The organism is Halorhabdus sp. BNX81 (assembly GCF_029229925.1).
In the GTDB taxonomy this organism is placed as follows: Archaea; Halobacteriota; Halobacteria; order Halobacteriales; family Haloarculaceae; genus Halorhabdus.
Window position 1 is genome coordinate 2,602,923 of record NZ_CP107254.1, and the last position, 22,727, is coordinate 2,625,649.

General features: G+C 59.4%; 27 protein-coding genes and 1 tRNA gene. 17 read left to right on the forward strand and 11 right to left on the reverse strand.

Annotation, left to right across the window (positions count from 1 at the left end; translation table 11 throughout):
* The first annotated feature begins 3 nt into the window (after positions 1-3).
* Positions 4-780, forward strand: coding sequence for a heliorhodopsin HeR (gene heR, locus HBNXHr_RS13140; protein ID WP_275882485.1), 777 nt, complete (start codon positions 4-6; stop codon positions 778-780).
* Positions 781-853: 73 nt separating this feature from the next.
* On the forward strand, positions 854-1,615 hold the full coding sequence (locus HBNXHr_RS13145; protein WP_275882486.1) for a dolichyl-phosphate hexose transferase: 762 nt from the start codon (positions 854-856) through the stop codon (positions 1,613-1,615).
* 42 nt (positions 1,616-1,657) lie between these two features.
* Here HBNXHr_RS13145 and HBNXHr_RS13150 read toward each other — a convergent pair whose 3' ends face one another.
* The 4 genes from HBNXHr_RS13150 to HBNXHr_RS13165 all read right to left on the reverse strand — a co-directional run bounded on the left by HBNXHr_RS13150 (position 1,658) and on the right by HBNXHr_RS13165 (position 4,209).
* Complete coding sequence (locus HBNXHr_RS13150; RefSeq protein WP_275882487.1) at positions 1,658-2,062, reverse strand: hypothetical protein; 405 nt, start codon at positions 2,060-2,062, stop codon at positions 1,658-1,660.
* Complete coding sequence (locus HBNXHr_RS13155; RefSeq protein WP_275882488.1) at positions 2,062-2,748, reverse strand: ATPase domain-containing protein; 687 nt, start codon at positions 2,746-2,748, stop codon at positions 2,062-2,064. The genes HBNXHr_RS13150 and HBNXHr_RS13155 overlap by 1 nt, the downstream gene beginning before the upstream one ends.
* A 70-nt stretch (positions 2,749-2,818) precedes the next feature.
* On the reverse strand, positions 2,819-3,091 hold the full coding sequence (locus tag HBNXHr_RS13160; RefSeq protein ID WP_275737589.1) for a hypothetical protein: 273 nt from the start codon (positions 3,089-3,091) through the stop codon (positions 2,819-2,821).
* A gap of 539 nt (positions 3,092-3,630) precedes the next feature.
* Positions 3,631-4,209, reverse strand: a complete 579-nt coding sequence (locus tag HBNXHr_RS13165) for a HalX domain-containing protein (RefSeq protein WP_275737587.1) — start codon at positions 4,207-4,209, stop codon at positions 3,631-3,633.
* 135 nt (positions 4,210-4,344) lie between these two features.
* Here HBNXHr_RS13165 and HBNXHr_RS13170 point away from each other — a divergent pair, with 135 nt between their 5' ends.
* From HBNXHr_RS13170 to HBNXHr_RS13185, 4 genes are all read left to right on the forward strand, one after another.
* Complete coding sequence (locus HBNXHr_RS13170) at positions 4,345-4,671, forward strand: hypothetical protein (protein WP_275882489.1); 327 nt, start codon at positions 4,345-4,347, stop codon at positions 4,669-4,671.
* A 16-nt stretch (positions 4,672-4,687) separates the two neighbouring features.
* Entirely contained in the window at positions 4,688-5,077 is a 390-nt protein-coding gene (locus HBNXHr_RS13175) for a DUF5658 family protein (protein ID WP_275737582.1), read from the forward strand.
* 276 nt (positions 5,078-5,353) lie between these two features.
* Complete coding sequence (locus HBNXHr_RS13180; protein ID WP_275882490.1) at positions 5,354-5,737, forward strand: DUF5658 family protein; 384 nt, start codon at positions 5,354-5,356, stop codon at positions 5,735-5,737.
* Between the two features lie 58 nt (positions 5,738-5,795).
* Positions 5,796-6,836, forward strand: a complete 1,041-nt coding sequence (locus HBNXHr_RS13185) for a zinc-dependent alcohol dehydrogenase family protein (RefSeq protein ID WP_275882491.1) — start codon at positions 5,796-5,798, stop codon at positions 6,834-6,836.
* Between the two features lie 18 nt (positions 6,837-6,854).
* On the opposite strand, the gene HBNXHr_RS13190 is transcribed toward HBNXHr_RS13185, so the two are convergent.
* Positions 6,855-7,391 (reverse strand): hypothetical protein, encoded by a 537-nt coding sequence (locus HBNXHr_RS13190; protein WP_275737576.1) that lies wholly within the window; start codon positions 7,389-7,391, stop codon positions 6,855-6,857.
* Between the two features lie 184 nt (positions 7,392-7,575).
* Between HBNXHr_RS13190 and HBNXHr_RS13195 the strand changes: the two genes are divergently transcribed.
* Positions 7,576-8,121, forward strand: coding sequence for a peptidylprolyl isomerase (locus HBNXHr_RS13195; protein WP_275882492.1), 546 nt, complete (start codon positions 7,576-7,578; stop codon positions 8,119-8,121).
* Between the two features lie 14 nt (positions 8,122-8,135).
* Here HBNXHr_RS13195 and HBNXHr_RS13200 read toward each other — a convergent pair whose 3' ends face one another.
* Entirely contained in the window at positions 8,136-8,672 is a 537-nt protein-coding gene (locus tag HBNXHr_RS13200) for a GNAT family protein (RefSeq protein WP_275882493.1), read from the reverse strand.
* A gap of 218 nt (positions 8,673-8,890) precedes the next feature.
* Here HBNXHr_RS13200 and HBNXHr_RS13205 point away from each other — a divergent pair, with 218 nt between their 5' ends.
* From HBNXHr_RS13205 to HBNXHr_RS13240, 8 genes are all read left to right on the forward strand, one after another.
* A complete protein-coding gene (locus HBNXHr_RS13205) occupies positions 8,891-10,726 on the forward strand; it encodes an ABC transporter substrate-binding protein (protein ID WP_275882494.1) in 1,836 nt (611 codons plus the stop codon).
* Positions 10,727-10,988: 262 nt separating this feature from the next.
* The gene (locus tag HBNXHr_RS13210; protein ID WP_275882495.1) at positions 10,989-12,077 is read left to right on the forward strand and encodes an ABC transporter permease; all 1,089 of its coding nucleotides are present in this window, start codon (positions 10,989-10,991) and stop codon (positions 12,075-12,077) included.
* 6 nt (positions 12,078-12,083) lie between these two features.
* A complete protein-coding gene (locus HBNXHr_RS13215; RefSeq protein ID WP_275882496.1) occupies positions 12,084-13,694 on the forward strand; it encodes an ABC transporter permease in 1,611 nt (536 codons plus the stop codon).
* Positions 13,694-14,788, forward strand: coding sequence for an ABC transporter ATP-binding protein (locus HBNXHr_RS13220; RefSeq protein WP_275737565.1), 1,095 nt, complete (start codon positions 13,694-13,696; stop codon positions 14,786-14,788). The genes HBNXHr_RS13215 and HBNXHr_RS13220 overlap by 1 nt, the downstream gene beginning before the upstream one ends.
* Positions 14,785-16,122 (forward strand): ABC transporter ATP-binding protein, encoded by a 1,338-nt coding sequence (locus tag HBNXHr_RS13225; RefSeq protein WP_275882497.1) that lies wholly within the window; start codon positions 14,785-14,787, stop codon positions 16,120-16,122. Before HBNXHr_RS13220 ends, HBNXHr_RS13225 begins: the two co-directional genes overlap by 4 nt.
* On the forward strand, positions 16,112-16,519 hold the full coding sequence (locus tag HBNXHr_RS13230) for a hypothetical protein (RefSeq protein ID WP_275737561.1): 408 nt from the start codon (positions 16,112-16,114) through the stop codon (positions 16,517-16,519). Before HBNXHr_RS13225 ends, HBNXHr_RS13230 begins: the two co-directional genes overlap by 11 nt.
* Before the next feature lie 60 nt (positions 16,520-16,579).
* On the forward strand, positions 16,580-17,155 hold the full coding sequence (locus HBNXHr_RS13235) for a hypothetical protein (RefSeq protein ID WP_275882498.1): 576 nt from the start codon (positions 16,580-16,582) through the stop codon (positions 17,153-17,155).
* Between the two features lie 153 nt (positions 17,156-17,308).
* Positions 17,309-17,383: transfer RNA gene (locus HBNXHr_RS13240), tRNA-Val, on the forward strand.
* A 224-nt stretch (positions 17,384-17,607) separates the two neighbouring features.
* On the opposite strand, the gene HBNXHr_RS13245 is transcribed toward HBNXHr_RS13240, so the two are convergent.
* The 4 genes from HBNXHr_RS13245 to HBNXHr_RS13260 form a co-directional block, all read right to left on the reverse strand.
* Positions 17,608-18,573 (reverse strand): ParB/RepB/Spo0J family partition protein, encoded by a 966-nt coding sequence (locus tag HBNXHr_RS13245; RefSeq protein ID WP_275882499.1) that lies wholly within the window; start codon positions 18,571-18,573, stop codon positions 17,608-17,610.
* A 6-nt stretch (positions 18,574-18,579) separates the two neighbouring features.
* Positions 18,580-19,362: a hypothetical protein gene (locus HBNXHr_RS13250; RefSeq protein ID WP_275882500.1), complete on the reverse strand. Its 783-nt coding sequence runs from the start codon at positions 19,360-19,362 to the stop codon at positions 18,580-18,582.
* 188 nt (positions 19,363-19,550) lie between these two features.
* Positions 19,551-20,405 carry a ParB/RepB/Spo0J family partition protein gene (locus HBNXHr_RS13255; protein ID WP_275882501.1) on the reverse strand — a complete coding sequence of 285 codons (855 nt, stop codon included), beginning with the start codon at positions 20,403-20,405 and terminating at the stop codon, positions 19,551-19,553.
* Positions 20,406-20,408: 3 nt separating this feature from the next.
* Positions 20,409-20,633, reverse strand: a complete 225-nt coding sequence (locus HBNXHr_RS13260; protein WP_275882502.1) for a hypothetical protein — start codon at positions 20,631-20,633, stop codon at positions 20,409-20,411.
* Positions 20,634-20,711: 78 nt separating this feature from the next.
* On the opposite strand from HBNXHr_RS13260, the gene HBNXHr_RS13265 reads away from it, so the two are divergent.
* Positions 20,712-21,671: a site-specific DNA-methyltransferase gene (locus HBNXHr_RS13265; protein WP_275882503.1), complete on the forward strand. Its 960-nt coding sequence runs from the start codon at positions 20,712-20,714 to the stop codon at positions 21,669-21,671.
* Positions 21,672-21,706: 35 nt separating this feature from the next.
* On the opposite strand, the gene HBNXHr_RS13270 is transcribed toward HBNXHr_RS13265, so the two are convergent.
* Positions 21,707-22,237, reverse strand: coding sequence for an SWIM zinc finger family protein (locus HBNXHr_RS13270; protein WP_275882504.1), 531 nt, complete (start codon positions 22,235-22,237; stop codon positions 21,707-21,709).
* A gap of 169 nt (positions 22,238-22,406) precedes the next feature.
* Here HBNXHr_RS13270 and HBNXHr_RS13275 point away from each other — a divergent pair, with 169 nt between their 5' ends.
* Positions 22,407-22,625, forward strand: a complete 219-nt coding sequence (locus HBNXHr_RS13275; protein ID WP_275882505.1) for a hypothetical protein — start codon at positions 22,407-22,409, stop codon at positions 22,623-22,625.
* Positions 22,626-22,727: the final 102 nt, after the last annotated feature.

The window sequence follows — 22,727 nt, forward strand, 5'->3', positions numbered from 1 at the left end:
ATCATGGCTACATCAGACGCCAGCGACTGGAATCTTCGACGGTTCAACGCGGCGATGGCCGTCCTGCACTTCGTCCAGGGCGCGCTGATGGTCTACCTGAGCTCCTCCCGGGAGTGGACGATCACAGCCGTCTACCAGGAGTTCGATACGACCACCGAGACACTCTCGCCCGTTATGGAGTCGATCGGGACCATCGAACTCGCGTATCTGGCCGCCGGGTTCCTGTTCATCTCCGCGATCGCACACGCATTGATTTCGACGGTGCTGTACGATCGGTACGTCGCCTATCTGGAGCAGGGGATGAACCCCTACAGATGGTACGAGTACGCCGTCAGCGCGTCGCTGATGATCGTCCTGATCGCGATGCTCGCCGGGGTCTGGGATCTGGGCACGCTGATCGCGCTGTTCGGCCTGGTCGCCGTGATGAACCTCTGTGGGCTGGTGATGGAACGCCACAACCGACTGACCGGGGAAACGGACTGGAGCGCCTTCGTCGTCGGTTCGCTGGCCGGGATCGTCCCCTGGATCGCGATTGCCGTCACCATCATCGGCACCTTCACTTTCGGCGAGGGGAGCCCGCCGGACTTCGTGATCGTGATCTACGTCTCACTCTTTGTCCTGTTCAACCTCTTTGCGATCAACATGCTGTTGCAGTACCGGGGCGTCTGGAAGTGGAAAGACTACCTCTTCGGCGAAGTCGGCTACATCGTCTTGAGTCTCGTCGCGAAGTCACTGCTGGCCTGGCAGGTGTACTTCGGCGCGCTGAACTCGCCGGTGTAGCGGACGGTTCGCTAACGAACTCCTTCTTTAGGCAAACCTAAAGCTCAAGTGTTCCCGGACGAACAGTGGCGTAATGAGCGATGAGAAAGCCAGCGGGGACGGCTATACGTTTTCGGACGTCAGCGTCGTGATGGGGACGTACAACGAACGCGAGGCGATCGGCACAGTACTGGCGGACATCGAGCGCGTGACCGACGGGCAGGCCGAAGTCGTCTGTGTCGACAGTTCGACCGACGGGACGGCGGAGGTGGCTCGCGAGCACGGCGCGCGCGTGATCGAGCAGGAGCCACAGGGCTACGGCGTGGCAGTACAGACGGCGATCACGACACCCGACCGGCCGGTAGTCGTCACGACCGACTGCGACGACACCTACCCGATGGAACGCCTCCCGGACTTTCTGGACGCGATCAACGACGGCTACGACATGGTTAGCGGCGACCGCCTCACCGGCGGGGCCGGGACGATGCCCCGTTTCAATCGCCTGGGGAACCACGCCTTCGCGTGGCTGGCGAGTGCGCTGATCGGCGAGCGCGTCCACGACACCACCACGGGAATGCGGGCCTATCGCCGCGAGGTCATCGACTCGATCGAGTGGACCGAGAACACCGGGCTCTCAGCCGAGTTGCTCCTTCGGCCGGTCGTGCGCGGGTATCGCGTCACGGAGATCCCGATCGACTACCGCGAGCGCGTGGGGGAGACGACGCTCGACCCACTCGCCGGCGGGGCTGCGATCGCGAAGTCGATCGGCAAAGTCGCCCTCGAAGAACAGTGGCGGAAGTGGGCCGGAACGGAACCGCCGGAAATCGAACGGACAGTCGACAGTCAGTCGCGATAGCCCGCGAGGAGACAGAGACAACGCCGCCGGACGGGAGAACGGTCACTTCCGGAGGAAATCGGGCAGCTCCTCGCGTTCGAGGCCGTCCTCTAAGCGCTGTTCGAGCATCTCGATGGAGTCGAGCGCCGGCGGGAGCGAGTCACGACGGTCAGGAACGTCCGTCTCGTCGACCGTCGTCTTCTCCCCGTCAGGTTCGACGAGTTCCGCCCAGACCCCGGCCGACTCCTCGAACTCGCCGCGTCGCCCCGACGCCTTGCGTTTGCCTTCCTGATAGGCGAGTTCGATGAGACTCCGATCGTAGGAGGTGCCGGTCGTCCCCAGAACCCGCTCGTATTCCTCGGGATCAGGCTCGCCGAGCACCGCCGCCACGCCGAGTGCGAACGCCCGCTCGGTCGCCTCGTCCTTCCCGAGTGTCTCCCAGTCTGTGCCGTAGGTGCGTTCGTACATTATGTCTGAACCTTGCTATCGGGGAACACCCGCAAGCCCTGCTCGGAGAAGCCGATCTCGCGGATGTCACAGTCGATGGCGGTCCCGCGCATCTTGATGACCTGCACGCCGCGGGTCATGCTTCCCGAGTCCAGGAAATTATGGAAGAAGATAACGCCGTGTGCGAGGTAATGTTCGTCGGAGTAGGCGCTGGGATCGGTCATCTCGGAGATCAGGACGATCGTCGCGTCGGTCTGTTTGAGTGCCGACAGAAAGCCCGTGATCTCCTCGGACACGTCGGTGAAAAAGTGCTGGAGCAGCATCGTCGAGTCGATGACCGCGCGGTCGATGTCGTTGGCTTCGATATACGCGACCAGCCGATTTGTCAAACCGCCATCGCTCCCGAACTGCGAGATGGTTCGCTTGCCACTCTCGGTCACGAGGTTCAGAAACTGGACCGTATTCGACTGCATGGCCCGGTCGAACCCGAATTCGAACCCGGCCATATCCTGGCTCAATTCGGACTTCGTCTCGTGCATCGTCACGTACAGACAGGTCTCCCCCTCTTTGGCACCCTGGGTGATGAACATCGACGAGAATGTGGTCTTCCCGCTGCCCGGTGGCCCACTTACCACGTAGAGCCGATTCGGCAGCAATCCACCCTCGACGAGTTCGTCGAACCCCGGCACGCCACTGGCCAGACGCATACGTGAAGAAGACACTGTCGCCACTAAGGTGTTTCTTCATCGTTCTCAGGACTGATATCGTCGAGTTCGGCTACCGGTATTCCCTGGCACAGGCCCGACAATAGGTGTAACTCGGATCGAATTCGTTTACAGCCCCGCAGTGTCGACACCGTATCGTCTCGCCCGGTTCGAGGCTGTCGAGATCCCGCGGCTCGATCGTCCGCGATCCGCGCTCCCGGTCGGTGGAATCCGGGGTCGTCCGCTCGATCGACGTGCCGGCCTCCCCGAGATACCAGTAGATGAGCAACTGAAAGAGCAGAAATCCCAGGACGTATGCGACGATCCAGCCCCAGACGGGCGTCATATGGTACCGTTTGTCGTCCTCGCACTTGGATCTTCGGTGTCACCGGATGGCGGTGTTTAGTTAAGCGATTCTTGGGTGAGATAGCCAGAAAGCCCCGAGTGGCTCCGGTTGAGGGTAGCGAGGGACCGCCGGTCCCTCGGACAGTCGGACGGCGTCGCCGTCCGACGACCTCGCTGCGCTCCTCACTCCGTTGCGGTGTCCGCTCACGGGCCGTGGGCCCGTTCGCGCGTGCCGAGGCGCGTAGCGCCTCGCGCCTTACTTCGGCCGTCTTCCCGGAGCCACTCGCCCCTTTCAGTCCCGCCCATGCCGGCTAACCAACCGGCCTCGGGTGGGACTGAAAGGGGCCGCGCTCTCAGCAAGCCCCGACGACGCAAGCACCCACTGGAGCGCAGCGAGTCGCGGCAGCTGAGAGCGCGGGGGCTTTCTGGCTGTTGCAAGCGATTCCTGCTAAACTAAACACCACCCACCGGATCGCCGTCCCACAGCGTCCGCTCTCAGCACCTTCGGAAACCGATCGCAAGGATGGATCGAGCCAGCAGTTACTCCCCCTGGTCCTTGAACTGCTTGAACGCGGTCGTAAAGTCGTCGTCATCGAAGGAAAGCATCGTCTCGTCGAGACGATCACGCAGATCGTCACGCCGGTCGAGGAGTCGCTGATAGGCGTCGTTGTGCTGGAGTTCGGTCTCGCTTTTGTTGGCCCGAAGCGTGGCAACCTTCGACATCACCCGGTATAGCTCCTGAAACTGCTTCTCGTAGGACTGGAAGGTCAACAGACGATCGATCGTCTCGAAGAGATCGTCACGGGAGACCGGCTTGGTGATGTAGGCATCGAAGGGCATCTCGATGATGTCGAAATCCGGATCCACGGCGGTCACCATGGCGACCCGGCAGTCAAGGCCACGCTCACGAATGCGTTCGAGAACGTCGTCGCCAGAGAGCCCCGGCATCCTGCGGTCGAGCAGGACGATGTCGACGGTATCGTCGAGTGTTTCCAATGCTTCCTGGCCGCTATAGGCTGTCAGGACCGTAAACTGCCCCTCCAGCTGGGCTGCGTAGGCGTCGGCGACGTCTGATTCGTCGTCAACCACCAGCACGATGGGAGCAACACTGGCTGACATCTGCGTGTCCGAAGTTGGTATGGCACGTCCCATAAGGTTTCGGGCGTGAAAAGGGATCGAGAAACTGCCCACCCGGTCGATGCAGCGGCGGTGTGGCGACCGGGGAGCTTTATCGATCAAAGCCCAACGACACGTATGGTCGAAGTCACGTATCACTGTCCGTACTGTGGGGCCGTCACGAGCGTCGACCGGGACCCGGCATTGCAGGACGCATCTGTGACGCGCCACCCGCTCGCCGACCACGAATACGCCGCCACGACAGACGACGTCGAAGCCGCAGACGGCATCGAGTTCGTCTGTCTCGGCAACGTCGCGGATGACGCGTCCGCCGGACGGGACCGAAACCCCTCCCCCACAACAGACCACAGTGACGGGCCACAGCCCGGCCAGGACGGCTGTGGGCGGACGTTCTACCTCAACTACCGCCAACCGCCACCGCCGGCAGTGGGCCCCAGGCGATGAGGCCAATCCGGTGAACATGGTCGAATTACGGACACTCCCCGAGCGGGTCGTTCCGGGATGGTTTCAAGCGGGGCTCGCCGCGTTCGAGGCGTTTCTGGAACCGCGCCCGCTGCCGGAAGCCGATGCCGTCCTCTGGATCGTCGTCCTCGTGGGCTCCGCCTTCGACATCGTGACCACGATGGTCGGAACGGCGTCCGGGCTGTCCGAGGGAAACGCGGTCGCACGGGCGTTCATGGCCACCTATGGCACGCCGGGGATCGGCGCGCTCAAACTGGTCGCCCTCGTCTGTCTGGTGCTCGCCTGGCACTCCCTGGCCGAGACATCCGCCAGACTCGTCCTCTGGGGGTTTTCGATGGTGTCACTGGTGGTCGTTGGACTCAACACGATCACGCTCGCAGGGATGTGACAGGTGTTCACAGTCGAAACCGAAACAATAAAAGCATTGGTGGGTGACAGGAGAGATGACCGGACGGGGGTGGAGGGTCCAGCAGCCGGGGGGTGGAAGCCAGCAACCGGGGGTTGGGATCCACTGTCTGGGGGACGTGGAATCCAGCATCGGGGGGTGGAGTCCACCATCCGGGGGTGTGGAATCCAGCGTGCGGGGGAGTGGAATCCATCATCCGGGGGGAGGAGGACCCGTCAGCCAGGCGACTGGACGCCGTCGTCCGGGGATGGTGGAACGATGGGAAAACGTCAGACGACACCCGAGGGGGCGGGTTCGACACGGTATCGCTTCGAATCGATCGGTTGCGTTGGCGAGTGGCTCTCGCTCTCGACACTGTCCGTGTCCCTCTGGGCGACAGTGATCACGGCGTCGATACTGGACGTGCTGACGACGACGGTCGGCCTCCGGCGAGGACTGTCGGAAGGCAACGTGCTCGCAGGAGCGCTCGTCGAAACACTGGGGGTTGGGGGATTCGTCGGGCTGAAACTCGCTGCAGTGGCTGTCCTGGTGACGACCTGGTATCTCGTCGACGAACAGCAGAGATACGCCGCCCTTGCAGGGTTCGGCGGGGTCACGGTGGTCGTGGTCGTGTGTAACGTCGCCACGATCGCAACGAGTTGATCGGACTGGAGAGGCCACCAGTGCCGGATTTAAGACGTTCTGGCCCGACACGGCGTACATGCGCGCAGCCGTCTTTCGTGGCCCCGGCAAGATCGGTATCGAAGACGTCCCGAAACCGGAACTCGACGCCCCGACGGACGCAATCGTCCGCGTCACGCACACCGCGATCTGCGGGTCGGATCTCTGGCCGTATCGCGGGACAGAGGACCGCGAGGTCCCTTCCCGTATCGGTCACGAACCGATGGGGATCGTCGAGGACGTGGGCGAAGAAGTCCGCGCCGTCGAACCCGGCGATCGCGTGTTTGCCCCCTTCGTGACGAGCTGTGGCGAGTGTGAGTTCTGCCGGAAGGGACTCCACACTTCCTGTGTGAACGGCGGGTTCTGGGGCGGCGACGACGGCGGCGCACAGGGCGAGTACGTCCGGGCGCGCCAGGCCGACGGCACGCTCGTCCGCGTGCCCGACCGCCATGCCGACGACGAGGAGACGCTCCAGGCGATCCTGCCGTTGACGGACGTCATGGGGACGGGCCATCACGCCGCGGTCAGTGCGGGCGTCGACGCCGGCTCGACGTGCATCGTCGTCGGCGACGGCGCAGTCGGACTGTGTGGCGTCCTCGCCGCCCGCCGGCTGGGTGCCGAACGGATCATCGCCATGGGCCACCACGAGGACCGCCTCGCACTCGCCGAATCGTTCGGCGCGACAGACACGATCGCCGCGCGCGGCGAGGAGGCCGTCGAGCGCGCCTTGGAAGTTACACACGGCGGTGCAAACCACGTCATGGAGTGTGTCGGATCGACGGGTGCGATGAACACCGCGATCGAGGTCTGTCGGCCTGGCGGGGCCGTAGGGTACGTGGGCGTCCCACACGGGATCGAGGACGACGGACTCGACATCTTCGGACTGTTCATGGACAACATTTCGTTGAACGGGGGGATCGCGCCGGTCCGGGCCTACGCCGAGGAGTTGCTCGCGGACGTTCTCGGCGGGACGCTCGACCCGTCGCCGATCTTTACGAAGACGGTCGACCTCGACGGCGTGCCCGAGGGCTACCGGGCGATGGACGAGCGCGAGGCGATCAAGGTGTTGGTCAAGCCCTAAACCGGGTCCGGAACTAGATCACTGCGGCTGGCGAGGCCCGCGTCCGAGGATCCGATCCGCGAGACTCCCCAGTGCCTTCAGTGCGACGTTGACGTACAGCCCAACGAGAAAGGCGACGCCCGCAACGAACCGCGGGCCTGCGACACCCTCGACGCCATCGAACGCCCCGAGAAGCAGGTAGACACCCGCAGCGAGGATCCACGCGGCCGGGATCCGCATCGCCAGTCCGACCAGGTCCTCCCACCGGTTCCACTCAGTGTACCGGTCGAGTCTGCCCATCAACTTCGTGAAAATGTATCCAAGCGCCCCGAACCCAGCGTAGAGGTAGACGTATATCGGGACCGCGACCGGGTTTGGATCGGTTCGATCCGGGGGGATCGCGACCGCCCACTCGACGATGCCCGTCGAAAGGACGATCCCGACGGCCGAGAGCGCGCCGAAGACACCGATGACGATCCAGTTCAGCAGGGACCACTCGGCGGTCTCGAACGGCTCTCGACCCAGTTTGGTCCCCGGTACGTCCCCCCTCCCAGCGTCCGATCGACGATCCGCCATGGACGACATTTCTAAATTACATAAGTAAAAGCCACCGCTTGTCGATCCCGACGAATGGCCAGTCCCATCGACCGGACCGGACGGACACCGTCGGGGGAGAGACCACTCCCGCCATCGACGGCCCGGCTGGAGACGGCTACCCGCGACCACCACGGTTATCTTTATCCCACCCATCGCCACGAGCATGAGTGAGCTAACCGCGACCTTGGAGACGACCCACGGCGACATCGAGATCGAACTGTACGACGAGCGCGTCCCGACCACCGTACAGAACTTCCGCAACCTCGCGGAACACGACCCCGCAGCCGACGCCGAGCCGGCCCCCGAAACCCCGACCTGGGAGGACCCCGAGACGGGCGAGATCCGCGGCGATGCCTTCTATCAGGACACCCCGATCCACCGGATCATCGACGGGTTCATGGTCCAGATGGGCGACCCGACAGGGACCGGCCGCGGCGGCCCGGGCTACACCTTCGACGACGAGTTCGACAGCGATCTGGGCCACGACGGCCCCGGCGTCGTCTCGATGGCCAACTCCGGGCCCAACACCAACGGCTCGCAGTTCTTCATCACGCTTGCCGCCCAGCCACACCTCGACGGCGATCACGCTGTCTTCGGCGAGGTCATCGACGGGATGGACGTCCTCGAAGACCTCGGGAGCGTCGAGACCGGCCCGCGTGACGAGCCCAAAGCGGACGTCCGGCTCGAAGCCGTCCGAATCAACGACTGAAGCTGCAACGCTGGCTATTCCTTCCCGCTCCACTCCTCGACGAGCAGGCCGTACCAGTGGACGTCCCGGAATCCGCCGTCGGAGAAGACAGCTTCGCGGTGGACACCCTCGTGGGTGAACCCCAGATGTTCCAGCACCCGGCGGGACGGTTCGTTCCCGTCGAAGACTTTCGCTTCGATCCGGTGGAAACCGAGGTCCCGAAAGCCGTATTCGACGAGCGTCCCGACGGCGTCGGTGGCATAGCCCTTGCCCTGCTCGTCGGTCGCCACCCAGTACCCGAGTTCGCCGCGCCACGAATCCGCCGAGATCTCGTGAAAACTCACCATCCCGACCGGCTCCTCCGCGACCGTGATCATGAGATGGATGGCCTCCTCGTCGGAAATCGTCTCTTCGAAGAACTCCGTAAGCTGTTTTCGATTGGACGGGAACGGCCAGCCGAGCGTTCGCCAGACGGCTGCGTCGGAACGTTCCCGCTGGATGAATTCGAGGTCCTTGTCCTCGATCGTACGGAGGGCCACCGTCTCGCCGTCGAGAAACGTCGGTCCAGGCATCTCGGGGGTGTTCGAGCAGTTTCCGCTTAAGCGTGACGGGGCCCCGATCGGGGATGCAAGCACGTGTTTTTCCGAAAGGAAATGATAAACATTGTAGTTTGGGAACAAGTTTAACAGATTTATATAATTAGAAGATGGCACCAATTGATGCACATATTCTTGGAAGTATAGCCAATACCAGTACGTTTAAGCACGTGTCTTTGTTAGAGGGTCACATCATGTCAGACGGAAAAAAGCTGAACCGACGAAAATTCCTCGCGGCGACCGGTGCCGCGACGGCGAGCATTGGGCTGGCCGGGTGTGGTGACGGTGAAGAGACCGAAGAGACGGACGAACCGGAGGAAACGTCGAGCGACACCGAATACGAGCCGCCGAGTTCGTTCCCGTACGGGATCAACGAAACCAACGTCGACGAGGCCCAGCGGGTGATGGAGGAGGCGGGCTACGGACCTGACAACCGCTTCGATCTCGACTGGTTGCAGTACCAGAGCGGTGCGTGGGAGGAGATGGCGGACTCGATCAGTGTGCGCCTGGAGTCGGCGTACATCGACATGAGCATCAGCGACTCGGACTTCGGGGCGCTGCTGGAGACCACTCAGAGCGGGAACCACGAGGCCTACACGCTCGGGTGGGTCGCCGACTATCCTGCGGCCCAGAACTTCCTTCAGCTGGTCGATCCGGAGAACACGATCTACGACGCCGAGAGCTATACGCCAAACGGCGAGACGCTTTTCTGGTCCGAGGACGCCGAAGGCGACGAGGAGATCCGCCAGTACGTGATCGAGCAGTTCGATCGGATCCAGAACAACCCGGAGCTAACCGACGAAGCCCAGAGCATCCGGGAGGAAGCGACGCTCAACATCGAGCGGGCGCTGTGGGACGCGGCCGCCCTGCTCCCGGTCTATCACACCGTCGATCAGCTGTTCTGGTACGACCACGTCGACCTCGACGCGCCCGGCGGGATGGGACCCTCGCGGGCGAAGGCGAGCAACTTCGTCAACGCGATCGAAGACGACGACGTCCTCAACGGCCATTCCGGCACCTTCAGTTCCCTGGACCCGATCGCCTCCGGGAACACGGCCAGCGGGGGCAAGATCATGGACATGTTCGACGCGCCGATGAACTACGTCAACGGGACCACGGAGATCGAACCCCTCATCGTCGAGGACTACTCGGTCAGCGAGGACCTCACGGAGTACGAGTTCACGCTCAAGGAGGGTATCCAGTTCCACGGTGACTACGGCGAGGTCACCGCCGCCGACGTCGTCTACTCGTTCCGCCGGCTCATCGAGTCCAGCAACTCCACGAACACGTACTTCCCGCTGTCGGTACTCGGGATCGAACACGAGACCGACGACGACGGCAACGTCGTGCCGGACTCGACGGCCGTCGAGGCGACGGGCGACTACACGTTCACGGTCTCACTCTCCAGCCCGTTCGGGTACGCGCTCGAAGTGTTCGCCTATTCGGCGTTCTCCGTCGTCCCGGAGGGCATCGTCGGCGACATCGAGGGTCACGACGGCGAGATGGAGTGGTCGGAGTTCTCGACGAACCCGGTCGGCTGTGGCCCGTTCGTCTTCGAGTCCTGGCAGGAGGGCAACGGTGGCTCCTTCCAGGCGACGGCCTTCGAGGACTACCACGGCGAGGCCGCGGACTTCGACCTCCACGACACGATCATCACCGAAGACTCCGCACAGTACAACTACATCCTGAACCAGAGCGCCGACTTCGGCGTCATCCCGACGCCACAGTACGATCCGGAACTGGTCACCGAGGAGTCGACCGAGGACAGCCAGGTCCTGGGAACCTACGGCCCGTTGGACAACGGGGAGACACTGAACATGTCGTCGACGCCGGGCATCAACACCTACTACATCGGCTTCCACATGGAAAAGGTGCCAAAGGCCGTCCGCAAGGCGATGGCCTACGTGCTCACCCGCGAGGACTTCGTCGAAAGCGTCTTCAAGGGTCGCGGCGAGGCGGCCTACCACCTGCTCCCGAAGCAGGTCTTCCCCGGCGGGGCCGAGGGCTACGAGTCGAACTACCAGGGATAAACCCGGACTCTACGGATTTGGACCCCGACAAGCCGAATGCAATCGTTATTGTTAAACCCGCAAAGCCGAAATCACGACCGGATAACTCACTTATGCCCTCGAGGATGGCGTCATCGTCGTGGCTGGCGATGTTGTTCCGCGAAGCAGTTCGTACCGCAGCGTCGTCCGGACCGTCACCGGACCGTCAGGGGAACGCGAACGGCCTGTACGCTCCTCCGAGGGATCGGACACTGACCCCGCCGTCTGCCGGAGGAGTAGCCACATGAACCGTCTGTTGTATCTCTTCAAGCGCCTGTTGCTCGCCGTCCCCGTGTTCCTGTTCGGGATCACAATGAGTTTCATGATCCTGTACCTGGGACCGATCGACCCCGTTTTAAACATCCTCGGACAGGACGCGACGCCGGAAGACATCCACCAGCTCAAGGTCGCGCTCGGGATCATCTATCAGGACGGTTCGCAGGTCCCGCTGTGGTCACAGTACCTGAAAGTGCTCACCGACCTGGTGACGTTCGACTTCGGGCAGTCCTGGATCATCCAGCGCGGGACGCCGGTCGGCGAGCTCATCCTGAACCGGATGCCGGTGACGCTGTGGCTCGGGTTCTGGTCGGTCGTCGTGGCGCTCGCGGTGGGCATCCCCGGCGGACTGTACGCCGGCCTCCGAGCCAACACCTGGCGGGACTATCTCACCTCGGGTGGCGGGATCATCTGGCGGGCGATGCCGAACTTCTGGCTCGCCGTGATGATCTCCGGGCTGCTCTCGGCTGGCGGGGCCCTGTATTTCTACCAGGACTTCCTCATTTCGACCGATGTGATCGGGACGTCGCCGGCAGTCGGGAACATGCTCGGCCCCATCGATCTCTTCACCCGCATCGAGGGGTTAGAAGCGACGATCACGGGTCCGAAGCTGACGAACATCGCCATCGCGATCAAGTGGATCCTGCCGGCGGCGCTGGTGCTTGGCTCGTCGTCGATGGGTAACGAGATCCGGATCGGGCGGACCGCGGTCCTAGAGAGCATCAACTCGAAGTACGTCGAGACGGCAAAGGCCAAAGGCGTCTCCGGGCGGCGAATCGTCACCAAACACGTCGGCCGCAACGCCATGATCCCGCTCCTCCCGATCATCATGGGCGAGTTCTACCTGTTGATCGGCGGGTCGGTGCTCGTCGAGCAGGTCTTCTCGATCCGGGGGCTCGGGAACATGTTCTTCCGCGGGATCCTCGGTCCGGACATCCCGCTTGTGATGGCACTCGTGTTCCTGTTCATCATCGTTCAGATCACGGTCAACATCACGCAGGACATCCTGTATACGTTCATCGACCCACGGATCTCGCTTGAGGATACGGAGAGGTGATATTCGATGTCTGATACTCCACCGACCACGACGCGTGAGGAGTTGACTGGGTACGAGACCGAAGCGCTCCGGACGCGGATCGCCGAGTCCCCGCGGCCGTTTCTCCGGTGGGCCGCGGTGCTCATCGCGTTGATCGCCGTCGAGTTAGGGACGTACGCGGCGCTCGCGGTCGCCCTGCTCGAGCGGGTCTTCGTCGGGATCACGGCAGCCGTCGAGTTGCTCGTCGGCGTCGTCTCGCCGGGGGCTGCCGAGAGCGTTCTGGACGTCCAGGCCGGCGGGTCCGAATTCCTCGTGGGACTCGCCGACGGTGCGGGCTCGATCCCGACCCTGTTCGGCCGGGGAACCATCCCCAATCAGGGGTATCAACTCGGACCGGGGGCTGGCTGGGACGGGACAGTGCTGGGGATCGAGCCCCCGGCAATCATCGCGGACCTCCCGGTTGTGTTCGATTGGAAAGGAACCTTTCTCGGCCTCGAACCCGCCCTCGCGTGGGCGTTGCGATTCACGCTTATCGTCGCCTACGCGCTGTTTCTGGCGTACTGGCTGTTCCGCGGCTGGAAGGTCTACCGTGAGCACTACCGCCAGGCCGACTGGACGCCGACCGACGACATGGTCAGCCGACTCAAGGGCCACCGCTGGGGGCAGTTCGGGATCCTCGTCCTCCTGCTGTATCTGACGATGGCGATCTTCGGGCCGGCGCTCGGCCCGACGACTGTCGAGCAGAACATCAAGAGTTCCTACAGCTTCGAGGTCAACTACTTCGACACCGAGACCGGCGAAGTCGAGTCCATCCCCGTCGGCGACGCCAACTTCAATTCGAAATCCAAGGGCAGCGGGGAGAACGTCGGGCCGATGACATACGACGACTATGGGCGGTTCCACCCGTTCGGGACGCTCGACAACGGACGTGACCTGTTCACGTTCCTCATGGCCGGGGCACGTATCACCATGATCGTCTCCGGCATGGCGATCGGGCTCGCGGCGCTCATCGCCGCCGTGCTGTCGATGGTCTCGGCGTACTACGCCGGCTCGATCGACCTCACGATCCTCACGACCGCGGATGGGATCGTCTCGGTCCCGCGGTTGATCCTGTTAATCATGGTGAGTGCCGTCTTCGCGAACCACTGGCTCGGTGGGATTCTCAACGGCGGGTTCATCCTCGCGCTGGTGTTCGCCTTCACCACGTGGCCGCTGCTGTGGCGGGCCGTGCGTGGCCCGGCGCTGCAGGTCGCCCAGGAGGAATGGGTCGACGCGGCCCGGAGCTTCGGCCAACGGCCCCGCACGATCATGCGAAAGCACATGCTGCCGTACATCGTCGGCTACCTGCTGGTGTACGCCTCGATGACGACCGGCGGGATCATCATCAGCCTCTCGGCGCTGTCGTTCCTGGGCAACGGCCTCGGGATCAGCGCGCCGACGCCCGCGTGGGGACGCGCTATCTCGGCCGGCCAGGACTACGTCGCCACCTCTTCGTGGCACATCTCGCTGTTCTCGGGGCTGATCATCGTGGTGCTGGTCACCGGCCTCAACGCCTTCGGCGACGGGATCCGTGACGCGATCGACCCCGAGACCGAAAGCGCCGAGGCCGAGGAAGCGGCCGCAGGAGGTGGTGCGTGATGTCCCGTGAACGCACCGCCGAGAGCGCACGCGGCGAGGGCGACCCGCTACTCTCGGTCCGGAACCTCCAGACGGTCTTCCATACCGACCGGGAGACGATCCGAGCGATCGACGATGTGAGTTTCGACGTCTACCCCGGCGAGACGGTCGGTATCGTCGGCGAATCGGGCTCGGGCAAGAGCGTCACTGCTCGCTCGATCATGGGACTAATCGACTCCCCTGGCGAGGTACTCCCGGAGTCGTCGATCAACTTCAACGGCCAGGAGCTGACCGCCCTCTCCGACGCCGCCTATCGCGAGGTCCGCGGGAGTGGTATCGGCATGGTGTTTCAGGACCCCCAACAGTCGCTGAACCCCGTCTACACGATCGGCAATCAGATCAGGGAAGCCCTAGAGATCAACCGGGGTATCACGGGCGCGGAAGCGACCGCGGAGGCGACCGACCTGCTCGAATCGGTCGGCATCCCCGACGCGAAGCGTCGCCTCGACGAGTACCCCCACGAGTTCTCCGGCGGGATGCGCCAGCGCGCCGTCATCGCGATGATGCTAGCCTGTGAACCCGACCTGCTGATCGCCGACGAGCCGACGACCGCCCTGGACGTGACCATCCAGGCGCAGATTCTGGACTTGCTGAAAGAGATCCAGGCGGAACGCAATCTCGCGATCCTCTTTATCACCCACGATATGGGCGTCATCGCCGACATCTCCGACCGCGTGAACGTGATGTACGCGGGCGAGATCGTCGAGAAGGCGTCGGTCGAGAACCTCTTCGAGCGCCCGAAACACCCCTATACGCGGGCGCTGATCGAATCGATCCCGGGCGAGCACTCCCGCGAAGAGGGGCTCAACACGATCGAGGGAGAGGTGCCAACGCCCAACGCGCCGGCGGACCACTGCCGGTTCGCCCCGCGATGTCCGCAGGCGTTCGGGGCCTGCGACGAGATGGCCCCCCAGCACATCGACGTCGGCGAGACAATCGAACACACGGCGTCGTGTCTGCTGTACCCGGAAGGGAAGACGGAGGCGGAACGGCTCGAACACCACAGCGCACTTGCGAGCGGTGAAGACATCGAAACGGAAGGTGAGCACCGATGAGTGGCGACCTACAACGGACTGGCCAGGTGGCCGAGACCGGCGAGACGCTGATCGAGGTCGAGAACTTAAAGAAGCACTACGGCGGTGGCGGCGTCTTCGCCAATCCGTCGGTAAAGGCCGTCGACGGCGTGAGCTTCTCGATCAAACGTGGGGAGACGCTCGGCCTCGTCGGCGAGTCCGGGTGTGGGAAGAGTACGCTCGGCCGGACGCTCGTCCGCCTGGAGGAGGCCACCGAGGGGACGATCTCCTTCGACGGGACCGACATCACGACGCTGTCGGGCGAGGACCTGAAAGACTGGCGTCGCAACGCCCAGATGGTCTTCCAGGACCCCGAGTCCAGCCTCAACGACCGGATGACCGTCGGGGAGATCATCCGCGAGCCGCTGGACGCCCACGACTGGCGGACCAAACAGGAGCGCCAGAAGCGCGTGCTGGACCTGTTGACGTCGGTGGGGCTCCGGGAGGAGCACTACTATCGCTATCCCCACCAGTTCTCGGGCGGCCAGCGCCAGCGGGTCGGCATCGCGCGGGCGCTCGCTCTCGAGCCGGAGTTTCTCGTCCTCGACGAGCCGGTCAGCGCGCTGGATGTCTCCGTCCAGGCGAAGATCATCACGCTGCTCGAGGACCTCCAAGAGGAGTTCGACCTCACGTACCTCTTTATCGCCCACGACCTCTCGGTCGTGCGGCACATCTGTGATCGCGTTGCGGTCATGTACCTCGGGAAGATCATGGAGCTCAGCGACACCGAGGCGGTCTACGAGAACGCCCACAACCCCTACACGCGGTCGCTCCTCTCCGCCATTCCCCGGCCCGACCCCTCGAGGTCCTCTCACCGGATCACGCTGCCGGGAACGCCACCCAGCCCGCGGGATCCGCCGACAGGCTGTCAGTTCTCGACCCGGTGTCCGGCCAAGATCCGGCCGGAGGGCTACGAGGACGTCGACGAGGCGGTCTGGGACGCGATCGAGCGCTTCCGGGAGGTCGTCCGCGAACGATCTCGGATGAATCTCGGGGCAGTCGACCGGCTCAGACGACAGCTCGGTAACTTCTCGGCGTACGACGACATCGACGAGACAGTCACGGACCTCTTTGGCGACCTCGACGTCCCTGCGGACGTTCGCGAACAGATCGAGACCGCCGCCGAGTTGGTCAAGGACGGGCGGCCCGCGGAGGCACGGAGTCACCTCGGAGAAGTATTCAACGGCGTCTGTGACCTCCAGCGGCCGGCGTTTCACCCGGTCGGGGAGAACAACCATATGAGCTACTGCCACCGTCACGACGCCGAATACGAGGACGTCGACCCAGTCCTCGACCACCGAACCCGTGACGCCTAGACGGTACCGCTACGTCGAGTTCGCCCTCTGGGTGGGGAGCGTCGCGACGGCGGTGGTGATCGTCCTCGCGATTCCATCCCTCGCATTTGGCGACGGGCTGATAACCCTCAAGTATGCCCTCTTCGTCGTCGGCTTTCTGCTGTTTGGCGTCGGCTCGTTCGCCATCCAGCCGACGCCCCACGGCCGAGGACCGATCTCGCGACTGTTCTCGATGAGTCTCGACGGGGGCCATGCGTTCGGGTTCGAGCAACGGATCCAGAAACTTCCGCCGCTGGACGGTCGCCAGGTTCCACTCGAAGATCGCGTGAGCCGAGGCATGAAGGTGTTCGTCACCAGTCTGGTCGTCATCGGCGTCTCGATCTTCCTCGAAGTCGGCCTCGGCGTGGCCGTGAATTGAACCCGGGACCCGGAGAGAGCGGCGAGCCACCTTTATTGGCGTGGGAGTGTATCGGAAGACATGGTCAAACTCGGCCCTGACGACGTCGAACTCGACGATGGTGAGCGATTACTTCGGACCAGCGACGCGGCCCGGAGCGGCTGGGAACAGACCCTCGAAGACGTCGAAGCGATGGCGCGCGATCGGGCCGAATCAGGGTTCGAGACGCTCGTGCTCACGTCCGACGACACCACGCCGAAAGCGCCCGATAGCGACGACACCACGCCGAAAGCGCCCGATAGCGACGACGCCGACGAGTGGGGACTGGTGTACATCGTCCCGAGCAATCAAGCCGAAGAGTACGAAGATTTCGCCGAAGACGTCGCGTTCACCGAGACCGTCGTCTATCAGGCGACCAGCTCCGGGCACGCGTTCGTCGTCACCGAGTGCATCGACCCCGATCGCCAACGGGTCCTGTTCGTGGCCGGGACCTACCAGTTGCAGTACGCCGCGCCGCTGGTCGAGGCCGCCCTCGAGCGCGGCGAAATGTACACCCACGTCAAGAAACTCGACGGGACCGATGTCGCGACCGTCGCCCACGACGACGCCGAGCAGTTCTTCCCCGATCGGGACACGTACACGGCCTACAGCGGGTAATGGCACGCTGTGGTGTCCGAACATCCCCCAACGCCGGAAAGAGGGGCCCTGTAGCGGTAACGAAGTTGTCAGCCACCCCGGCCGCTCGCCGCGTGGCGTTTCGAAACCTTCAATTGTACCAGCCATCTACCTGAAAGTGCAACGAGCGAGCCAGGGTTGGTGGTCTAGGTTGGTTATGACACCTCCTTGACATGGAGGAGGTCGGCGGTTCAAATCCGCCCCAACCCACTTGCGCTACGCGCATTCCTCAAGGAAACGATCCCCAAGCAGTACTGGGGTTTTGTTCCTTTCACCGTTCTCAATTAAACTGCGGAGCAGCTTCTCTTGAGTCACCACAGGGCCGTAAAGCGATTCACTTTCAAGGAGACGCGTCAGCATCAATAAACTACCGGTAGCCGCGAATTAAACTGGACAGAGAGGTTGCCGAGGAGATGAGTGATCCAGAAAGTAACTTAAGTTAGCCGTTCTTCAACAATCTTCCGGCATAGAACATTTACTGAGACATCGCTCCCAGAGGTTAACTCTTTGGCCTTTTCGGAAGGCTCCCTCGGTAAATAGAATTCAATGAGTTCGCCATCTCTGGAGCTTGATATTTTTTTCAACCGTTCTCTGACCAACATTCTGATAGCCTCTCTTTCATGCACACCTCTGTCTTTCATGACATCATCAAGCTTCTCAGCCTCATCACCCGAAAAAGTAACCTTCTCATTGATTATTTGAACATCCGAATTTAGTTGGTCGATGATTTTCGATATTTCTTTTTCAAATTCAAAAGGAGTGTCTGCAACAGAATGTGCTTCTCTCACTAACTCCACCTTCACATTGTTTTTAATAATCTTCTTAGCAATTTTCTCGGCCTGTTCACTACCTTCAGTTGCTTCCCTAATCAACTGCATTGAAGTTAAAGAAAGCTCGTCAAGTAGAGACTCCTCCTCCTGATCTGGGTCCGGCTCGAACTCTGTATCTTCCCAATAGTCGCGAGCAGGTTCGAGCCATCTTTCGACTGTTGGTTCAGAGCAACCCATTTGACGTGCTATTTGAGGGATATCGACCCCATCATCTATAAGTTTTTTAATAGTTTTAGCCCGATCACCAGGAGGTACATCCTTTTGATATTCGTCTGCATTTTCGGTAATTGATAAAAGTCTAGCTTCTTTATCATCCAGATCACGAATATTTGCTCTTATTTCATCAAGGCCGACCTGTTGTGCCGCTAACGTTCGTCTCTGCCCGGCTACTACCCGATATTCTCCATCAACTTCACGAACTACAACAGGATTAAGTACTCCATTCTCCTCAATGCTTTTCAGGAAGGCTTCATCTTTCTCTGAATGAAAGCCAGTATTTGATATACGCTCATTTACTGGATCAATAACCAGTTCATCTGGATCGAATTTTTTGCTACCTAAATCGTCCATATGAAATTAATTCTGGAGCATCCACTCCTCTTCGTCGTCCCATTCAAATGTTTTAAACGAGGTATAATCGTGGTTCTGGCTGTTAGCCATAACGTCTCTCCACCGGTTCATGAGGGCGCTATCCCGTATCATGCCAGTATACTGTTCTTCCGGTTCAAAGAAGTTCATGAGACGCTGTTCAAGCCTGTATGGAGTCCAGTTCCCCCCACTTTGTCGGTCAGACCAAGCTTCTAATTGTGGATCTGATCGTTCCGTCCAACCTCGGTGTGACCAAATACTATCAAGATCGAGAATTCTTGGCGTCCATGCCAGACCTGGATTCCCATTAGATGTTGTATTAGATTTGGGCATGAAATACCGATTTTCATGATCATCCTTTACTTTTTGACGGGCGTCATTGTCAGGGATGCCAGTTTCTAAAACAGCATAAAAGGGAGACTCAACCCAACTGGTTGGGAAGTTGGGATCATCTATAGCATCATCGAGCTTGTCGATCCACATTTGCTTGAAGTCTTCATCTTCAAATCTAACTACAATTTTCTGGATGGGAAGATCATAAACAGTCTCAGGCTGATCGAGTAATGGTCGAATATCGGACCAAGGTAACGGATCACCTTGTTGCTCTGCACGGTCATATTTGACAGAGACACGAACACCCTCAAGCTCGACGGCCTCCATAACATCTGAAGCAGGAGATTGAGCCACAGAAGGAACATCTGTTTCATCGTTCATTTCTCGGCGTTCTGCATTGAGTTCTTGGATACTATCTGGCCTATCGACCCAGCCCATAGCAACTCTCAAACCATAAGTTGAAGAATATGCTACAAATTTTCGACTTGCCTGTGGGCCCTGCTCATCGATGAAATTTGGGCGGACTATGTTCTCAATGTCAAATGAAGTTGAGCTCACAATTTATTATTCACTCCAGAAAGGAGTATAACACGAAGACAATTTAAATTTCGGGTGAGTAAGTGAAACTACACGTATCCATTCGATTTGAGGTATTCTTGGATGGCGTTTCGAACTACCTCCTCTTCAGAAGTTCCTAGATCCTTCGCAGCGTCTTTCAGTCCGTCGGCTTGATTTCCAGTGAACGTAACTCTAGTGCGGACCCGAATTTCACCTTCATTATCCGATTTCTCATCATCCATCTCTTTGATGATTTCTTTCAAATCCGCCTCTCCATCACGACGTGCCTGCTTTGTTGCCTCAAGGACATCACGCTGGCTAAGGTCAGATCTCGACAGAGTTTTAACAATCTCTTCTCTTTCTTCTTTTGACTCAGTATTAGCGCGAATACTCGCCAACTGTTTGTCATCAACCTCATCGACTGATTCCCGAATTTCGTCCGGAGCTTTATCTGCTCCATCAACGTGGACGACAGTATCTTCCCACTCAGGATTTGTACGTTCTAGCCATTCCCGTACCGTGCTAGGATTAACCCCTAGTTCCTCAGCAACGTCATCTGCATTCCAACCGTTCACTTCCATCAATCGTTGAACTGCCGCAGCACGGTCTGTCCTTGATACAGATTTTCGGAAAGCGTCAACGTTCTCTGTTACACTTGCCGCGAGAGCGTCCGAATCATCCCAGTCCATAATGATTACTGGGATGGATTCTACACCAACATTCTGTGCTGCAAGAGTTCGTCGTTGACCAACTACGATTTTATAATTTTCACCTTCCAGACGAGCGACTGGGGGTTGGATTACGCCCTGCTCTCGAATGCTTTCTTCCAGTGAATTATCATCCTTATCGGGGCCAATATTTTCTTTCCTTTCATTAATAGGATCGATCTCTAATTCGTTCGGGTCAATCTGTTTTACTTCCATAGATTATTCCCCCATCAATTGGAGAGCGATTGTCTGCCACGACATCTCAGCTATTGTCCAATCATCATCTTCTACAGCAATTTTGACAATATTCACGTCGCTAGATTCTGCTTCCAATCCATCAGCCTGCTGTTGGAGTTGTGAGATCGCCTCTTCTTTGGTTTGGTGGAGAGTCTTTCCTTCGGGGAGCTGGACCATAAAGAACGTGTCATCGTTAACATCCATCATGCGTGTTAATTACCCTTCAATAGATTCCATCACGTAGAGAAGGGAAAAGCATTTTGCTCGAGCCAATAGGTCTCTAATATGGTCGAAAAAGATGAGTTGGTGGATTTTATCCCAGACTCTTGTAGTTATCTTTTAGACAAAAATAACCAAGAATTGAGGACAGCGATTCCTGAATTGGCTAGAGATTGGGAGAAAATGATAGAAATAGAAAATACTGTCCAGAAGCTGCCGACAGATCATTCATTCATCAATTCAGATTCAAGAGAATTGAGTGATATCGAAGATGAATCCGTAGAGCTGGTTGTCACAAGCCCCCCTTATTTTAATATTAAAGACTATAATAATAAGAAGAATGGGCAGCTAGGATTAATCGATGAATATGAAACATTCACCGATGAGCTTGAGAGTGTCTGGAAGGAGTGTTATGACAAATTAATTCCTGGGGGTAGAATGTGTGTAGTCGTAGGGGATGTACTACAGTCAAGACGGGAAGCAGGCCGTCACAGAGCGCTACCGTTGCATTCATCAATTCAAGAGCAGTGCAGAAGTATTGGATTTGACAGTCTTGCGCCGATAATTTGGGCAAAAATTGGGAATGCAGCATTAGAGGCAGGAGGTAATGCCAGATTCCTGGGAAAGCCCTACGAACCGGGAGCAGTGATAAAAAATGACATAGAGTATATTCTGTTATTCCGTAAACCGGAAAAATACCGTTCACCATCATCCGCTGAACGAGTTCTCTCCACAATTCAAGTCGATGATCACAGTCAATTCTTTCGACAGATATGGACGGATATTCAAGGGGAAAACTCAGGGGACCATCCTGCTCCATATCCAGAAGAATTAGCAGAACGTCTAATTAGAATGTATTCTTTTGTTGGTGACACTGTACTGGATCCCTTTGCAGGTATTGGGACAACCACAATTGCAGCGTCAAGAAATGGGCGAGATTCAATAAGTATTGAAGTTGATGAGGAGTACTTGGAGATAGCCAAGGGTCGACTTGAAGATTTGAAACTACAGCAGAAAATAACCTGAACCATACACACAGCCCAAACTATATTTGAAAAATGTTATTTGGAGATTTCTTTCCGTCCGTCAATATAGCAGTCAGCGCAGGGAAAGTCACCGTGTAGATCGTCGCAATCACACTCGGAGCGTTCCGGTGCATTGAGGGGGTTTGGTTCGTCGTCAGGTTGGTCAGTGAGAACACCCCCATCCGTCCGGAGTTTACTTTTTAACGTTTGCGGGGTGGTTCCTTCGGTGTCTACCGTGGGGGTTTCGTAGTCAACAGCGGCTTGCAAAACGACAGGGCCACCGATAGTAGCGAGGCTGACTTTGTGCTTACAGTCATACTCTTCGTTATACTGATCCGCTGGACACTCGCACTCAGTGGGAACGAGCAGCCCGTCACGCTCTTCGATGCCAACGAGGTAACTGTGATCGTCTTTCTCGAATCCGTATGACGCGTTCGTCACACGGACGAGATGCGGGCCTTCGATTTCGAATTCCCACGTCTCCCAGCCCACACGCTTCGAGGTTTTCGCGCCGAACTGTAGTTCATTGACGATGCGTTTATCTGCCGCAGAGTTGTTGTCTGTCATGCTTCTGTGTTCCAGAAGCGCGGTCGTGTGTTCCAGCACACGGCCATTTCTGCGATGGCGACACCGCGCTTCGTACTCAACAGTACGCACCCCATGCACATAAAGGTTAGTATATTTGCTAACGTTAGTAAATATACAGACTTATCCCATGTGCGGGCGAAGACACAATATGGCGAAAACCCGCGCACTCCTCACCGAAACCGAACGGGAACAGATCGCCGGCGAACATGGGGATGACCGAAAGTATCAGGCAGCGTCACGGGTTCGAAAACGCATCGAGGATGAGCTGACGACCGACGTTGAGATACTCCGGGCCAACCATCCCAAACTATACGAGGAACTCACAGACGCCGTGTGTGACGACACAGCGGAAAGGGATCCGGAGTAGGAACGCATCGAGGGAGGGAAAGCGCCGCACTCAATGCATGAGAGCAAGCAGTTAGAACATTGATCGGAGTGGCGAGAGAGCTGTTAGGTGACTTCGCCTGCG

What these genes read in the sequence shown, in the direction of transcription:
- HBNXHr_RS13260 (WP_275882502.1), bottom strand. Translation starts at nt 20,633, where the DNA reads ATGATGGATGTTAACGATGACACGTTCTTTATGGTCCAGCTCCCCGAA.
- HBNXHr_RS13180 (WP_275882490.1), top strand. Translation starts at nt 5,354, where the DNA reads ATGGGAAAACGTCAGACGACACCCGAGGGGGCGGGTTCGACACGGTAT.
- HBNXHr_RS13270 (WP_275882504.1), bottom strand. Translation starts at nt 22,237, where the DNA reads ATGACAGACAACAACTCTGCGGCAGATAAACGCATCGTCAATGAACTA.
- HBNXHr_RS13220 (WP_275737565.1), top strand. Translation starts at nt 13,694, where the DNA reads ATGTCCCGTGAACGCACCGCCGAGAGCGCACGCGGCGAGGGCGACCCG.
- HBNXHr_RS13200 (WP_275882493.1), bottom strand. Translation starts at nt 8,672, where the DNA reads ATGCCTGGACCGACGTTTCTCGACGGCGAGACGGTGGCCCTCCGTACG.
- HBNXHr_RS13170 (WP_275882489.1), top strand. Translation starts at nt 4,345, where the DNA reads ATGGTCGAAGTCACGTATCACTGTCCGTACTGTGGGGCCGTCACGAGC.
- HBNXHr_RS13185 (WP_275882491.1), top strand. Translation starts at nt 5,796, where the DNA reads ATGCGCGCAGCCGTCTTTCGTGGCCCCGGCAAGATCGGTATCGAAGAC.
- HBNXHr_RS13210 (WP_275882495.1), top strand. Translation starts at nt 10,989, where the DNA reads ATGAACCGTCTGTTGTATCTCTTCAAGCGCCTGTTGCTCGCCGTCCCC.
- heR (WP_275882485.1), top strand. Translation starts at nt 4, where the DNA reads ATGGCTACATCAGACGCCAGCGACTGGAATCTTCGACGGTTCAACGCG.
- HBNXHr_RS13250 (WP_275882500.1), bottom strand. Translation starts at nt 19,362, where the DNA reads ATGGGCTGGGTCGATAGGCCAGATAGTATCCAAGAACTCAATGCAGAA.
- HBNXHr_RS13215 (WP_275882496.1), top strand. Translation starts at nt 12,084, where the DNA reads ATGTCTGATACTCCACCGACCACGACGCGTGAGGAGTTGACTGGGTAC.
- HBNXHr_RS13275 (WP_275882505.1), top strand. Translation starts at nt 22,407, where the DNA reads ATGGCGAAAACCCGCGCACTCCTCACCGAAACCGAACGGGAACAGATC.
- HBNXHr_RS13145 (WP_275882486.1), top strand. Translation starts at nt 854, where the DNA reads ATGAGCGATGAGAAAGCCAGCGGGGACGGCTATACGTTTTCGGACGTC.
- HBNXHr_RS13195 (WP_275882492.1), top strand. Translation starts at nt 7,576, where the DNA reads ATGAGTGAGCTAACCGCGACCTTGGAGACGACCCACGGCGACATCGAG.
- HBNXHr_RS13245 (WP_275882499.1), bottom strand. Translation starts at nt 18,573, where the DNA reads ATGGACGATTTAGGTAGCAAAAAATTCGATCCAGATGAACTGGTTATT.
- HBNXHr_RS13255 (WP_275882501.1), bottom strand. Translation starts at nt 20,405, where the DNA reads ATGGAAGTAAAACAGATTGACCCGAACGAATTAGAGATCGATCCTATT.
- HBNXHr_RS13205 (WP_275882494.1), top strand. Translation starts at nt 8,891, where the DNA reads ATGTCAGACGGAAAAAAGCTGAACCGACGAAAATTCCTCGCGGCGACC.
- HBNXHr_RS13150 (WP_275882487.1), bottom strand. Translation starts at nt 2,062, where the DNA reads ATGTACGAACGCACCTACGGCACAGACTGGGAGACACTCGGGAAGGAC.
- HBNXHr_RS13265 (WP_275882503.1), top strand. Translation starts at nt 20,712, where the DNA reads ATGGTCGAAAAAGATGAGTTGGTGGATTTTATCCCAGACTCTTGTAGT.
- HBNXHr_RS13160 (WP_275737589.1), bottom strand. Translation starts at nt 3,091, where the DNA reads ATGACGCCCGTCTGGGGCTGGATCGTCGCATACGTCCTGGGATTTCTG.
- HBNXHr_RS13165 (WP_275737587.1), bottom strand. Translation starts at nt 4,209, where the DNA reads ATGTCAGCCAGTGTTGCTCCCATCGTGCTGGTGGTTGACGACGAATCA.
- HBNXHr_RS13155 (WP_275882488.1), bottom strand. Translation starts at nt 2,748, where the DNA reads ATGCGTCTGGCCAGTGGCGTGCCGGGGTTCGACGAACTCGTCGAGGGT.
- HBNXHr_RS13235 (WP_275882498.1), top strand. Translation starts at nt 16,580, where the DNA reads ATGGTCAAACTCGGCCCTGACGACGTCGAACTCGACGATGGTGAGCGA.
- HBNXHr_RS13190 (WP_275737576.1), bottom strand. Translation starts at nt 7,391, where the DNA reads ATGGCGGATCGTCGATCGGACGCTGGGAGGGGGGACGTACCGGGGACC.
- HBNXHr_RS13175 (WP_275737582.1), top strand. Translation starts at nt 4,688, where the DNA reads ATGGTCGAATTACGGACACTCCCCGAGCGGGTCGTTCCGGGATGGTTT.
- HBNXHr_RS13225 (WP_275882497.1), top strand. Translation starts at nt 14,785, where the DNA reads ATGAGTGGCGACCTACAACGGACTGGCCAGGTGGCCGAGACCGGCGAG.